Origin of the sequence: Saccharomonospora piscinae, from assembly GCF_005862235.1 — a bacterium.
Lineage (GTDB): Bacteria > Actinomycetota > Actinomycetes > Mycobacteriales > Pseudonocardiaceae > Saccharomonospora > Saccharomonospora piscinae.
Genome location: NZ_VCEK01000006.1, coordinates 1 through 12,488 on the forward strand (window position 1 = coordinate 1; position 12,488 = coordinate 12,488).

13 protein-coding genes and 4 tRNA genes are annotated in these 12,488 nt (G+C 69.6%); 7 read left to right on the forward strand and 10 right to left on the reverse strand.

From position 1 onward, the window contains the following. Window positions 1-145 precede the first annotated feature (145 nt). The 5 genes from FFT09_RS20630 to FFT09_RS20650 form a co-directional block, all read right to left on the reverse strand. The gene (locus FFT09_RS20630; protein WP_024877921.1) at window positions 146-658 is read right to left on the reverse strand and encodes a LemA family protein; all 513 of its coding nucleotides are present in this window, start codon (window positions 656-658) and stop codon (window positions 146-148) included. Further along, window positions 655-1,800 carry a glycosyltransferase family 4 protein gene (locus tag FFT09_RS20635; RefSeq protein ID WP_138383726.1) on the reverse strand — a complete coding sequence of 382 codons (1,146 nt, stop codon included), beginning with the start codon at window positions 1,798-1,800 and terminating at the stop codon, window positions 655-657. The genes FFT09_RS20630 and FFT09_RS20635 overlap by 4 nt, the downstream gene beginning before the upstream one ends. Further along, window positions 1,797-2,720: a phosphatidylinositol mannoside acyltransferase gene (locus tag FFT09_RS20640; protein ID WP_138383727.1), complete on the reverse strand. Its 924-nt coding sequence runs from the start codon at window positions 2,718-2,720 to the stop codon at window positions 1,797-1,799. Before FFT09_RS20640 ends, FFT09_RS20635 begins: the two co-directional genes overlap by 4 nt. Further along, window positions 2,717-3,331: a phosphatidylinositol phosphate synthase gene (gene pgsA, locus FFT09_RS20645; protein ID WP_024877924.1), complete on the reverse strand. Its 615-nt coding sequence runs from the start codon at window positions 3,329-3,331 to the stop codon at window positions 2,717-2,719. Before pgsA ends, FFT09_RS20640 begins: the two co-directional genes overlap by 4 nt. Before the next feature lie 110 nt (window positions 3,332-3,441). Continuing rightward, window positions 3,442-3,948 (reverse strand): MarR family winged helix-turn-helix transcriptional regulator, encoded by a 507-nt coding sequence (locus tag FFT09_RS20650; protein WP_081190553.1) that lies wholly within the window; start codon window positions 3,946-3,948, stop codon window positions 3,442-3,444. A 156-nt stretch (window positions 3,949-4,104) separates the two neighbouring features. Between FFT09_RS20650 and FFT09_RS20655 the strand changes: the two genes are divergently transcribed. Beyond that, a complete protein-coding gene (locus FFT09_RS20655; protein ID WP_081190349.1) occupies window positions 4,105-4,650 on the forward strand; it encodes a YceI family protein in 546 nt (181 codons plus the stop codon). 7 nt (window positions 4,651-4,657) lie between these two features. Here the strand turns inward: FFT09_RS20655 and FFT09_RS20660 are convergent, their stop codons facing one another. The 3 genes from FFT09_RS20660 to FFT09_RS20670 all read right to left on the reverse strand — a co-directional run bounded on the left by FFT09_RS20660 (window position 4,658) and on the right by FFT09_RS20670 (window position 7,873). Beyond that, complete coding sequence (locus FFT09_RS20660; protein WP_138383728.1) at window positions 4,658-5,212, reverse strand: HIT family protein; 555 nt, start codon at window positions 5,210-5,212, stop codon at window positions 4,658-4,660. Further along, window positions 5,202-7,280, reverse strand: a complete 2,079-nt coding sequence (thrS, locus tag FFT09_RS20665) for a threonine--tRNA ligase (protein WP_138383729.1) — start codon at window positions 7,278-7,280, stop codon at window positions 5,202-5,204. Before thrS ends, FFT09_RS20660 begins: the two co-directional genes overlap by 11 nt. Window positions 7,281-7,798: 518 nt before the next feature. Continuing rightward, window positions 7,799-7,873: transfer RNA gene (locus FFT09_RS20670), tRNA-Val, on the reverse strand. A gap of 335 nt (window positions 7,874-8,208) precedes the next feature. On the opposite strand from FFT09_RS20670, the gene FFT09_RS20675 reads away from it, so the two are divergent. From FFT09_RS20675 to FFT09_RS20690, 4 genes are all read left to right on the forward strand, one after another. Then, entirely contained in the window at window positions 8,209-8,634 is a 426-nt protein-coding gene (locus FFT09_RS20675; RefSeq protein ID WP_024877929.1) for an SsgA family sporulation/cell division regulator, read from the forward strand. A 124-nt stretch (window positions 8,635-8,758) separates the two neighbouring features. Then, window positions 8,759-8,831, forward strand: a tRNA-Gly gene (locus tag FFT09_RS20680). A 54-nt stretch (window positions 8,832-8,885) separates the two neighbouring features. Next, window positions 8,886-8,957, forward strand: a tRNA-Cys gene (locus FFT09_RS20685). 1 nt (window position 8,958) lies between these two features. Then, window positions 8,959-9,033: transfer RNA gene (locus FFT09_RS20690), tRNA-Val, on the forward strand. A gap of 163 nt (window positions 9,034-9,196) precedes the next feature. On the opposite strand, the gene FFT09_RS20695 is transcribed toward FFT09_RS20690, so the two are convergent. Beyond that, on the reverse strand, window positions 9,197-9,820 hold the full coding sequence (locus tag FFT09_RS20695; protein ID WP_081190351.1) for a TetR/AcrR family transcriptional regulator: 624 nt from the start codon (window positions 9,818-9,820) through the stop codon (window positions 9,197-9,199). Between the two features lie 137 nt (window positions 9,821-9,957). Between FFT09_RS20695 and FFT09_RS20700 the strand changes: the two genes are divergently transcribed. Then, window positions 9,958-10,857, forward strand: coding sequence for an NmrA/HSCARG family protein (locus tag FFT09_RS20700; protein ID WP_482822432.1), 900 nt, complete (start codon window positions 9,958-9,960; stop codon window positions 10,855-10,857). A gap of 62 nt (window positions 10,858-10,919) precedes the next feature. Here the strand turns inward: FFT09_RS20700 and FFT09_RS20705 are convergent, their stop codons facing one another. After that, window positions 10,920-11,384: a MarR family winged helix-turn-helix transcriptional regulator gene (locus FFT09_RS20705; protein WP_081190353.1), complete on the reverse strand. Its 465-nt coding sequence runs from the start codon at window positions 11,382-11,384 to the stop codon at window positions 10,920-10,922. A 294-nt stretch (window positions 11,385-11,678) separates the two neighbouring features. Between FFT09_RS20705 and FFT09_RS20710 the strand changes: the two genes are divergently transcribed. Further along, complete coding sequence (locus FFT09_RS20710) at window positions 11,679-12,398, forward strand: flavodoxin family protein (protein WP_024877933.1); 720 nt, start codon at window positions 11,679-11,681, stop codon at window positions 12,396-12,398. Window positions 12,399-12,488: the final 90 nt, after the last annotated feature.

Consider the following 12,488-nt stretch of genomic DNA (forward strand, 5'->3'; position numbering starts at 1 on the left):
CCGGGACCGCCCACCCCACGCCCGCCGCGATGAAGCGCCTCGGAATCGGCATGACCCCGGAGGACCGCAAGGACGAGCCGCACCGTGCGGTGCGGACACGACTACACAGCCCGCGGACACGGCTACGCAGGCTGCGGACACGGCGTCAGGTTCCGGACGGCGTCGCCAGATCGGGCTCGGCGATCTCGAAGTACTCCGGGCGACGCGCCGTGCCCGCCAGGCGGAAGTACCGCACCCGGCGGCGTTCGCGCAGGGCGAGCGCGTCGCGCACGGCGTCGTTGTACACGCGGCGGGCGATCACGACGCGCTGTTCGGCGTCGGACAGCTCGTCGGCCAGCGGCGGGGGCAACCGGGCGCGGTCGACCCGCGCGAGAGTGCGGGTCAGCTCGTTCTCGGCCGGTTCGCGCTCCGCCCGGGGAGCGGACTCGGCACCGTCGGCGGCGGCTCGCACCGTCGCCGACTCCTCCGGCGCCAGCACGCTCACCGCCACCGTCCTCGCGACCACCGCCCGCCGCGCCAGCGCGGCGTCGAGCGCGGCCCAGCTCGCGTCCCCGCGCACGTGCAGCCGGTCGAGGCGATTCGCCGTGGCCACCAGCCACAACGATCCCGCGACGAGCAGCGCCACGACGAGCGCCAGCAGCACAACGAGCGTAGTCATCGCACCGCGCTGGCGTCGGTACCGACCGTGCGGGGGTTCGCCGCGATCGCCGCCTCGTAGACCCGCAGCACCTGCCGGACCACGGTGCCCCAGTCGTAGCCCGCGACCCTGCGGGTGGCGGCCTCGGCGAGCCGGGCCCGCCGCGCGGGGTCGCCGAGCAGGTCCGCGAGGGCCGCCGCGAGTGCGCTGGCGTCCCCGGTGGGCACGAGCACCCCGGCCCTGCCATCGTCGAGAACGCGGCGGAACGAGTCGAGCGCGCTTGCCACCACCGGAGTACCCGCGGCCATCGCCTCGGTGAGGATCATCCCGAAGCTCTCGCCCCCCGTGTTCGGTGCGCAGTACACGTCCACGCTGCGCAACGCCCGTGCCTTGGTCTCGTCGTCGACCTGCCCGAGCAGGTCGAGGCGCGACGCGAGTGCGGGCCCGGCCTGCCGGTGCAGCAGTTCGGCCTCTCCCCTGCCGACGACCAGCAGGCGCAACGACGGCAGTGCGGGGGCCAGCTCCCGCAGCGCGTCCAGCAGCACTCCCATGCCCTTCCGTGGCTCGGTGAAGCGCCCCACGAAGCCGATCGTGCCGCCCTCACGCGGGTAACCGCCCAGCGGCTGGGCGCCCGAGAAGAACGTCGTGTCCACGCCGTTGGGAATCTCCACGGCGTCGCCGCCGAGGTGTTCGACCTGCACCCGCCGCGCGAGCGCGGACACGGCGATCCGGGCGGTCACCTTCTCCAGCAGCGGGCGCAGCACCGGCTCGAACGCGGCGAGTGTGCGGGAGCGGGGGGTGGAGGTGTGAAACGTCGCGACGATGGGGCCCTCGGCCACGATCAGCGCCAGCAGCGACAGGCTCGGCGCGGTGGGCTCGTGCAGGTGCAGCACGTCGAAGTCGTGATCACGCAGCCACCGGCGCACCCGCGCGTAGGACACCGGGCCGAACTGCAGGCGCGCCACCGAGCCGTTGTACGGAATGCCGAGTGACCGGCCCGCGGGCTGGACGAAGTCGGGCAGGTGCCCCGACTCCTCGTCGCCGGGCGCGAGCACCGACACCGTGTGCCCGAGCGAGCGAAGTGCCTTGGCGAGGTCGACCACGTGCCCCTGCACACCGCCGGGCACGTCGAAGGAGTACGGGCACACGATCCCGACCTTCACGACGCTCTCCGTTCACCCTGCTGCCCGCTCTCGCCCTCATGCTCGGCGCCGGGTTCCGCGTCGGCGCGCCAGAACGGCTGCAGCATGTGCCAGTCGGTGGGGTGGGCGGCGATGTCGCCCGCGAAGACGTCGGCGAGTGCCTGCGTGGCGGCGGGCACTTCCTCCCTGCTGCTTACCCGAACTCGCGGGTGAATGCGCACGGCCCAGCCACCGTCGGTGAACCAGCAGCCGACCGGCAACAGCGCCGCCCCCGTGGCCAGCGCCAGCCTCGCGGGCCCCGCCGGGAACCGCGCCGGTTCCCCGAAGAACGTCACCGGCAGTCCCGAGCCGGTGATGTCGCGGTCGCCGACGAGGCACACCGTCCGATTATCCCGCAGGCGGCGCAACAGGGTGCGAAACGATGCACTGCCGTCGGCGGGGATGATCTCGAACCCGAGCGACTTCCGGTACGCGACGAACCGCTCGTACAGCGACTCGGGCCGCAACCGCTCGACGACCGTGGTGAAGTTTCCCGCGTGCCCGACGAGCCACACGCCGGCGATGTCCCAGTTCCCGGTGTGCGGCAGCGCCAGGACCGCGCCGTTGCCCTCGGCCAGCGCGGCGTCGAGATACTCGGCGCCGGTGACGTCGACGCTGCGGCCCACCTGAGGCAGGTCCATCGACGGCAGGCAGAACGCCTCCTGCCAGTACCGCGCGTAGGAGCGCAGCGCACGGCGGGTGAGATCGTCCAGCTCGACGGGCCCTGCCTGGGGCACCACGCGCGCGAGATTGCGCCGGAGCTGGGCGACGCCGGTTCCGCCCCGGCGGGCGGCGAGATCGGCTCCGCCGGCGAACACGGCGCCGACCAGCCTGCGGGGCAGCTTCGGCACGATCCCCCACCCGGCGGCGTAGGCCCACTCCACCAGTCGCTGCCCGCTCACAACCGCGCCTTTCCCGCAGCCTGGGCGACCCCGGCCATGCGCTGCACCAGCGTGATGACCGACAGCACCGCCAGCAGCCACTGCGTGACCTCGACCGAATGCGGCAGGCCCAGCCCCTGAAGCCCGGTACCGACCAGGGCGATGATGAGTCGTTCCGCGCGCTCGATGAGCCCGCCGTTCGCGGCGTCGCCGAAGCCGGAAGCCTCGGCCCGCGCCTTGACGTAGGAGATCACCTGCGCCAGCACGAGGCACAGCAGCGCGGCCGCGGCCACGCGCGGGTTGTCGGCGACGGAGAAGGCCCACCAGGCGATGGCGGCGAACAGCGCACCGTCCACGAGCCGGTCGCAGGTGGCGTCGAGCACGGCTCCGAACGGCGTCGAGCCCTTCGCCCGCGCCATCGCGCCGTCGAGCAGGTCCAGCATCACGAAGCCCCACACCACGAGCGTGCCCGCGAACAGCATGCCCTGGGGCAGCAGCGCGAGAGCTCCCGCGACGGCGCCCGCCGTGCCGATGAGGGTCATCGCGTTCGGGGTCAGACCGGCGCGCACGAGCGCGGCACCGAGCGGATCGGTGACGCGGGACACGGACGCGCGGGCGAAGATGTTGAGCATCTCATCCTACGGGTGCTGGCTGGCGAGTTCGGATCAACTCGGCAAGCAAACCCTATCGAGCCGACACGACGACGGCGTGCCGTGCCCCTGGCCGCCGTCACCGGGACGGGTCAGGCGGACTCCTCGCGTTCGGACTCGGCGTCGGCCACGGCTCGGGCGCATTCCGGGGACAACCGGTCGACGATCGCGGCGCTGATGGTTCCGAGTGCCTCGACCTGCTCGGGGGTGAGCGCGTCGAACAGCCCGTCCCGGACGGCGTCGACGTGCCCCGGGGCGGCGGAGCGGATGGCGTCGAGACCGCGGTCGGTGAGGTGGGCGAAGGCCCCCCGCTTGTCGGTGGGGCACGCCTGCCTGCGAATCCAGCCCTGGGCCTCCATGCGGGCGACGGCGTGGGAGAGCCTGCTGCGCGACGACCGCGTGGCCTCGGCGAGTTCGCTCATGCGCAGGACGTGGTCCGGTGCCTCCGAGAGCGCGACCAGGACGGCGTAGTAGGTCGTGGGCATGCCCGCGTCGCGCTGGAGCTGGGATTCCAGGTGCGCACGAAGCATGTCGATGGCCGCCGAGAAGTCGCGCCACACGCGCTGCTCGGAATCGGTGAGCCATCGGGGTGTTGACATGGGACCCATACTAGCCCTGCCCGCCATCTGATTGAACGCTCAATCAGATGTTACGCACCTCTCACCGAGACTAGTTGAGCCCTCAACCATATGTCGGTAGGGTTGCTGGCGAGTAGGACGATCCACTCACTTCCACCCGTCTTTCGAGGAGAACCCATGACCGCCACCACCGAGATCCCCGGCTACCTGACCGGCACCTGGACCATCGACGCCGTCCACTCCAACGTCAGCTTCATCGTCCGCCACCTGGGCGTCACCAAGGTGCGCGGCCGGTTCACCGAGCTCGAGGGCACGCTCACCACGGCGGACAACGTGCTCGACTCCTCCGTCACCGCCACGATGACGGCGTCGAGCGTCGACACCACCAACAGCCAGCGTGACGAGCACGTGCGCAGCGCCGACTTCCTCGACGTCGACAACCACCCGACGCTGACCTTCCGGTCCACCGGCGTGCGCACCGACGGCGCGGACTACCTGATCGACGGCGAGCTGACCCTGCGGGGCGTCACCAAGGCCGTCACCCTCACCGCCGAACTGGGCGGCTTCGGCGACGGCATGACCGAGGGCAGCAAGGTCATCGGGGTGTCGGCCCGCACCGAGATCCGGCGCGCGGACTTCGGCATCGGCGCGAACATCCCGGCCGCCGTCGTCAGCGACAAGGTCGTCATCGAGCTGGACATCGAGGCCATCCGCGAGGACTGAGCAGAGTTCACCAGGCGTCGGCCAACAGCTGCCGGGTCTGCCCGAGCAGCTGCGGCAGCACCTTCGTGTGGCCGACGACGGGCATGAAGTTGGAGTCGCCGCCCCACCGCGGTACCACGTGCTGGTGCAGGTGGGCGGCGATTCCCGCCCCCGCGGCGACCCCCTGGTTCAGCCCGATGTTGAACCCGTGGGCGTCGGAGACGGTACGGATCACGCGCATCGCGTGCTGCGTGACGCGCGCCAGCTCCACCGTCTCCTCGTCCGTGAGGTCCGGGTAGTCCGCCACGTGCCGATACGGCACCACCATCAGATGGCCGGGGTTGTACGGATACAGATTCAGCACCGCGTACACCGTCTCGCCCCGGGCCAGGATCAGCGCCTGTTCGTCCGGCAGGGCCGCCAGGCGGCAGAACGGGCAGCCGCCCTCGCCGTCACCGTCCGGCTTGTTCTCGCCCTTGATGTAGGCCAGCCGGTGCGGGGTCCACAACCGCTGGAGCTGGTCGGGAACCCCGGCGCCGTCCTGTTCGACGAACTCGTCGCCCGCCTCGCCGCTAGTGGTCAACGAGCGCCCCCAGCGCGTCCGCCGTGGGCGAGGCGTTCTCCCGGCGCGCGACCCAGTCCGCGACGGCCGCCACGGCCGTGGCCACCGGAACGCCGTTGATCTGACTGCCGTCCCGGAACCGGAACGACACGGCTCCGGCCTCCACGTCCTTGGCGCCGGCCAGCAGCAGGAACGGCACCTTGTGGGTGGTGTGCGTGCGGATCTTCTTCTGCATCCGGTCGTCGCTCGTGTCCACCTCGACCCGCAGCCCCCGGTCGCGCAACGCCTTCTCCACGCCCCTGAGGTGCTCGACGTGGGCGTCGGCGATCGGGATACCCACCACCTGCACCGGGGCGAGCCACGCGGGGAAAGCGCCGGCGTAGTGCTCGGTGAGCACACCGAAGAACCGCTCGATCGAACCGAACAGTGCCCGGTGGATCATCACCGGCTCCTGCCGCGAGCCGTCACCCGCCTGGTACTCCAGGCCGAACAGCTCGGGCTCCATGAGGTCGACCTGGATCGTCGACATCTGCCAGCTGCGCCCGATGGCGTCCTTGACCTGCACGCTGATCTTCGGCGCGTAGAACGCGGCCCCACCGGGATCGAGGACGAGGTCCAGGCCACTCGACTCGGCGGCGCTGCGCAGCGCGGCGGTCGCCCGCTCCCAGCCCTCGTCACTGCCGATCGACTTCTCGGGATCGCGAGTGGACAGTTCGAGGTAGAAGTCGTCGAGCCCGTAGTCGCGCAGCAGGTCGAGCACGAACCGCAGCAGCGACTTGATCTCGTCGTGCATCTGGTCGACGGTGCAGTAGATGTGCGCGTCGTCCTGGGTGAAACCACGGGCCCGCGTCAGGCCGTGGACGACTCCCGACTTCTCGTAGCGGTAGACCGTGCCGAACTCGAACAACCGCAGCGGCAACTCACGGTAGCTGCGCCCGCGCGAGCGGTAGATGAGGTTGTGCATGGGGCAGTTCATCGGCTTCAGGAAGTAGTCCTGCCCCGGCTTGCGCACGGTGCCGTCGTCGTCGACCTCGGCGTCCAGATGCATCCCCGGATACATGCCCTCGCGGTACCAGTGCAGGTGACCCGACGTCTCGAACAGCTGCCCCTTGGTGATGTGGGGCGTGTTGACGAACTCGTAACCCGCCTCCTCGTGGCGCCGCCGGGAGTAGTCCTCCAGCTCCTTGCGCACCACACCACCCTTGGGGTGGAAGACGGGCAGGCCGGAGCCGATCTCCTCGGGGAACGAGAACAGGTCCAGCTCGGCACCCAGCCTGCGGTGGTCGCGCCGCTCGGCCTCGGCCAGCATCTCCAGGTGCTGCTCCTGCGCCTCCTGCGACTCCCACGCGGTGCCGTAGATGCGCTGGAGCTGCGGGTTCTTCTCGTCACCTCGCCAGTAAGCCGCCGCCACCCTCGTGAGCTTGAAGGCGGGGATGTACTTGGTCGTGGGCACGTGCGGGCCTCGGCAGAGGTCACCCCACACCCGCTCCTTCGTGCGCGGATCGAGGTTGTCGTAGATGGTCAGCTCCCCCGCGCCGACCTCCATCACCTCGGAGGTGTCGACAGAGTCCTCGGCGTCGGCGGATTTGAGGTCGACCAGTTCGAGTTTGAACGGCTCGTCGGCCAGCTCGTCCCGCGCCGCGGCCACCGACTCGACGGTCCGCCGGGAGAACTGCTGGGCCCCCTTGACGATCTGCTTCATGCGCTTTTCCAGCGCCTGCAGGTCCTCGGGGGTGAACGGGCGCTCGACGGCGAAGTCGTAGTAGAAGCCGTCGCGGATCGGCGGCCCGATGCCGAGCTTCGCCTCGGGGAACTGCTGCTGAACGGCCTGCGCCAGCACGTGGGCTGCGGAGTGACGGATCACACTGCGGCCGTCCTCTGAGGCGGCCAGCACGGGCTCCACCTCGACGTCGGCGTCGGGCTGCCACGAGAGGTCGCGCAGCGCACCGTCGGGATCGCGCACGACGACGACCGCTTCGGGGCCCTTGTTCGGATGGCCGGCCTCCCGCACCGCGGCACCCGCCGTAGTGCCTGCTCGCACCACCACGCGCGGGGCGGACGGGGCTGCGGCGGACGGCGACTGTGACACGGGCGCTCCCTCGGGGAACTCGGCTGGGCATGGACTCGGAATGTGCAGCCCCGATGCTAATCGCCGGGCCACTCGTGCCTGCTGCGGGGCACGGGCAGCAGTCCAGAACACCACAACCCGCCCCTCACACGCTGTGACGCCGGACACATCGTGGGCGTGGTTACAGGAACGTCACAATCCCCGGCGCGGCCACTACCGTGGAGTTCACGTGCTCAGAGCCGAGTTGTGTCCGACGGGACCACAGCGCGGCGAGACAGCCGAAACCTTGCGAACCTCGACACCGGTCGCGGCGAGTGAGCACAGCGCACCCCCGTGGTGGGAGCGGCCCCGACATCCGCAACGCTCAGACGTGGAACGGGTCCGCTTGTGCCCGGGAACCGACAGCACAGCGCATCCGACAGGGTCACCCGAGCCGGTGGCTCTGCCCCATCGTGGTTGGTTGGAACCAATGACGGCGGGAACATGAAAAAAGACCCGGCGGATGCCGGGTCCGTCAACATCGAACAACTGAACTGACGTGGTGGGCGATACTGGGATCGAACCAGTGACCTCTTCGGTGTGAACGAAGCGCTCTCCCGCTGAGCTAATCGCCCGTCGCGATGTGAGAACCACTCTAGCGGAGGCTGATCGGCAGCCGGAAATCGGGGGTCCACTTCCCCCGGGCCGGAGCCGTCTTCGCAGGTGGCGGGTTCGACGACAACCGAACGACCGAACACCGGTACCGCCGGGCCGCGTGTCTGCTGCAACATTCGCGCGACTTGGCTGTCCTTTCGCTCGTTGGGACAAGCAGGATGTACCGGGGCCGCGAGACCACGACGCACACAAACGGGTGATCTTCGGCCTCACGGCGAGCGATCCGGCGCCCGTCCGCGTCTCACAGAGAGACACGGCCGACGTCGGCCGGAAGGGAAGCAGAAGGGTAACGACCATGCGAGACGATCACGTGACGCTCCGGTCCACAGCGGTTTTCGACCTCATGGCACCGCGAACGCCTCCGGTCCCGGTGAAGGTGGAGCTGCGCTACGACACCCGCGACCCCTACGCCGTCGTGGCGGCGTTCCGCACGGGCCGCGCCGGCTGGGTCGAGTGGGTGTTCGCGCGAGACCTGCTGGCCGACGGGCTACTCGGCGAGGCGGGCGACGGTGACGTGCGCATCCGGCCCTCGCTCGAGGACCCGGACTCGGTCTTCGTCGAACTGAACTCGCCGTCGGGCCACGCCATGTTCGAGGCGTCGGCACAGGAGCTGGCCGACTTCCTCGACCAGACCTACGACGTCGTCCTGCCCGGCAACGAGCACCTGTGGGTCGACGTCGACGACGCGCTCACCAGGCTCATGCCCCACGATCGCAGCTGATCATGGGGCTGGGCCGGTTCGGAACCCCCCCCCGTGCGAGGGGTTCCGAGGCCATCCGATACAGTTCTTTCCACACGACGACGGGTGACCGGCCGCAAGGGCGAGTGACCCGGAGTCGCAGATTGCGGACGTAGCGCAGCTGGTAGCGCATCACCTTGCCAAGGTGAGGGTCGCGGGTTCGAATCCCGTCGTCCGCTCGACTGCGGCGGCATTCCGCAGTTGGATCGGGGTCACACCCGGTTCACGCACACGGCGGAGTGGCCGAGTGGTTCAGGCAAGGGCCTGCAAAGCCCTGTACACGGGTTCGATTCCCGTCTCCGCCTCGCGCGATTAGCTCAGCGGGAGAGCGCTACCTTGACACGGTAGAGGTCACTGGTTCGATCCCAGTATCGCGCACCACCTGTTCGCTCAGGTCAGACCCCCAGCGGTGAGCACACCGGTGGGGGTTTTGTCGTTGCCGGGGCGAAGAAAATCCGCCGCCGGGGCATGGACTAGCACGTCGCCCTGGGCCGGCTGTCCAACACCGGCACGCTCACGGAAACGTCGCTTGCCCACGGGGTGCTCAGCCCTGGGCAGGCGGCAACCGGACCGCCGGGGGCAGCGGCGTCCAAACCGGGTGGGCCTGGAACGATCGCAGCATCAGCGCGGCGAACCGGCGAGATGCGGCCAGCCGCATCTCGGGGGTGTCCGCGCGGATGCCCTCGTTGGCCAACAACGCGAGGTTGATGTCCTCGAGCACGAAATCCTCGCGCAGCGAACCGGCATCCTTCGCCTGCCTGACAAGCTCGAGCAATGACGCGAGCGTGCGATCCCGTTCGGCGGCGAACTCCGCGGGCTCGGACATCCGCGAGGTGAAGGCGCGGGCGAAACCCCGGTCCAGAGCGTGGACAGCCATCAACTGCTCGACGACGAGGCACAGGCCACGCCACGGATCGTCCGCGGCCAGACCTCGACGGACGATCTCTGCGCACGAGGCCATCTGATCGGCGAAGACCTCGGCCAGCAGCGCTTCCTTGGTCGTGAAGTGCCGATAGACGGTGGCTGCCCCGACCTCGGCCCGCCGGGCGATCTCACGAATCGGCACGCCCAGGCCGTCCATGGCGAACGCGGCACGGGCGACGGCGAGGATGCGTTCGCGGTTGTCGCGCGCGTCCGAACGCTGTCGTGCTCTCACTTCGGTCGTCACCGCTCTCACTTTAGCCAGGCGGACGGGGTGTTCCGTTACGGTCACCGGCCATGAGTGACACGTCGATCCACCACAGCGCGGGCCCTGCGCGGCATGCCGGCTCGCCCGGCACGGAGCACGTCGGCACCGGACGAACCATCGCCGTACTGGGGGCCACTGGACAGCAAGGAGGCTCCACCGCTGCGTCACTGCTCGCCACCGGCTGGACCGTTCGTGCCGTCGTGCGCGATCCGGCCGCCGACGGTGCCCGGTCACTAGCTGCCGCGGGTGCCGAGGTCGTGCGTGGAGACCTGACCGAGCCGGAGTCATTGCGCGCGGCCTTCACCGGTGTTCACGGCGTCTTCAGCGTGCAGCCGAGCTCGGGTCAGGCGGGCGCCGGACTGAGCCACGACGACGAGGTCCGCTACGGCACGGCCGTGGCCGAGGCCGCCCAGCTCAGTGGTGTAGCCCACCTCGTCTACAGTTCGATGATCGCCGCCGGGCCGAAGCCGACGGGCGTCAGCCATTTCGACGTCAAGAGTCGTATCGAGGACCGTGTCCGGAGCGTGGACACCGTCAGCACCATCGTCCGGCCTGCGACCTTTATGGAACTCCTGATGACGCCGGGGATGGGACTCGACCGGGGAGAGCTGACCTTTTTGATGCGCCCCGACCAGGCTATGCAGCTCATCGCGGTGCGCGATATCGGCCGGGTCGTGGCCGAGGTCTTCGGCAAGCCCGCGCGGTTCGCGAACCGCACCATCGAGATCGCCGGTGACGCCCTGACCGGCAACGCCATCGCCGAAAACCTGGCACAGGCAGCCCAGCGGCCGATCCGATACAGCCGCTTCTCGCGAGCAGTGCTGGAGCGAGACGAAGTCCTGGCCAGATCGGCGGCACTGGTCGACGACGGCAGGCTCGCAGGCGCCGCCGACCTCGGCGCGCTGCGCGCGATGTTCCCCTTCCTCCTGAGCTTCGACCGATGGTTGATGGGCCCAGGCGAGGCTCTTCTGGCGGACGCCCTCCGCCCCACACGCACGCGTTGCACCACACACTGAGCAGGTCCCATGGCGTGTCCGAGCGTCTAGCCGACCGGACACGACCTAGGGAGTAGACGGTGTCATCCCTCGTCGTCGGGGAGCTGGTGAAGGACCCGTTCGAACGCGGGTCCGATGACAGCGAGCTCCGCGTCGGTGAGCGCGTCGATGAAGTGCTGCCGGACGGCGGCGACGTGTGCGGGAGCTGCGGCGACGATGGCCGTCCGGCCCGCGTCGGTGAGCCGGACCATCGACCCGCGCGCATCCTCGCTGCACTCCTCACGAACGACGAGACCGCGCTTCTGCATCCGGGTGATCTGGTGGGAGATCCGGCTACGCTCCCAGCTGACCATCCGGCCGAGGTCGCGCGCCCGCAGCACCCCGCCCGAAGCTTCCGACAGCGGTACCAACAGGGTGTACTCGGCGGCGGACAGCCCGGCATCCTCGACCAGCTGACGCTCCAGCACCGCGGGCAGCCGCTGCAGCACGCCGATCAGTCCGCGCCATGCGCGTGCCTGCCGCTCGTCGAGCCACTGTGCCTCACCCATCGGTAGTCAGGGACGCCGGGACCGCCGTGCGGCCCGGGCTCCCATCCCCCTTTCAGCTTTGCGTGCGGTGTTTCCGCATAAGCCTAACAGTGATGTTGACACATCATTAAAACTCGGCTAGATGTAGACGTGTCAACAAAATCGCTCCGATTCACCCAGCCGTCGCTCGCAGCTTCGCGAAGATCGCCGGTTTCAACGGCATCACCGACCGGGTAGACCGCGACGTCCTGACGTTGTTGGCCGCGGCCCGGTAACCGGAACCACCCGCCGCACCCTTGGACCGGGAAGGACCCCATGACCGCGATCGAGAAGCCCGACTTCACCGGGCTGCGCGCGATGTACATCAACTGCACCCTCAACCGCTCCCCCGAGCGCAGCCACACCCAGGGTGTGATCGACCGCAGTGTGGCGATCATGGAGGCGAACGGGGTCAGCGTGGACCAGATCCGCGCCGTCGATCACGACATCGCCACCGGTGTCCGCCCGGACATGACCGAGTACGGGTGGGACACCGACGAATGGCCTGCGCTGCTCGACCGGGTGCTGGCCGCCGACATCCTGGTCATCGCCGGACCGATCTGGCTCGGCGACAACAGCTCGGTGACCCGCCGGGTGATCGAGCGGCTCTACGGCTATTCCGGCGTGCTCAACGAGAACGGCCAGTACGCCTACTACGGGCGCGCCGGTGGCTGTCTGCTCACCGGCAACGAGGACGGCCTCAAGCACTGCGCGATGAGCATCCTGTTCAGCCTGCAGCACATCGGGTTCACCGTCCCGCCCCAGGCCGACGCGGGCTGGATCGGTGAGGTCGGCCCCGGCCCCTCGTATCTCGACGAGGGCTCCGGCGGGCCGGAGAACGACTTCACGAACCGCAACATCACGTTCATGACCTACAACCTGCTCCATCTCGCGTCGATGCTTCGACACGCCGGCGGGATCCCGGCCTACGGCAACCAGCGCGCGGCGTGGGACGCGGGTTGTCACCCCGACAACGCCAATCCCGAGCACCGCTGAGCATTTCCGGCAGGCACTCAGCAGATCGACGCCGCCGGACCGGGCTCGAGGAGCCTTCCGCAGACCATGACCCCCACGACCACCACCGCC

Excerpts from the sequence above, each read along its gene's own strand:
- pgsA (WP_024877924.1), bottom strand. The coding sequence starts at position 3,331 with ATGCTCAACATCTTCGCCCGCGCGTCCGTGTCCCGCGTCACCGATCCG.
- FFT09_RS20630 (WP_024877921.1), bottom strand. The coding sequence starts at position 658 with ATGACTACGCTCGTTGTGCTGCTGGCGCTCGTCGTGGCGCTGCTCGTC.
- FFT09_RS20710 (WP_024877933.1), top strand. The coding sequence starts at position 11,679 with ATGACCGCGATCGAGAAGCCCGACTTCACCGGGCTGCGCGCGATGTAC.
- FFT09_RS20705 (WP_081190353.1), bottom strand. The coding sequence starts at position 11,384 with ATGGGTGAGGCACAGTGGCTCGACGAGCGGCAGGCACGCGCATGGCGC.
- FFT09_RS20675 (WP_024877929.1), top strand. The coding sequence starts at position 8,209 with ATGCGAGACGATCACGTGACGCTCCGGTCCACAGCGGTTTTCGACCTC.
- FFT09_RS20655 (WP_081190349.1), top strand. The coding sequence starts at position 4,105 with ATGACCGCCACCACCGAGATCCCCGGCTACCTGACCGGCACCTGGACC.
- FFT09_RS20650 (WP_081190553.1), bottom strand. The coding sequence starts at position 3,948 with ATGTCAACACCCCGATGGCTCACCGATTCCGAGCAGCGCGTGTGGCGC.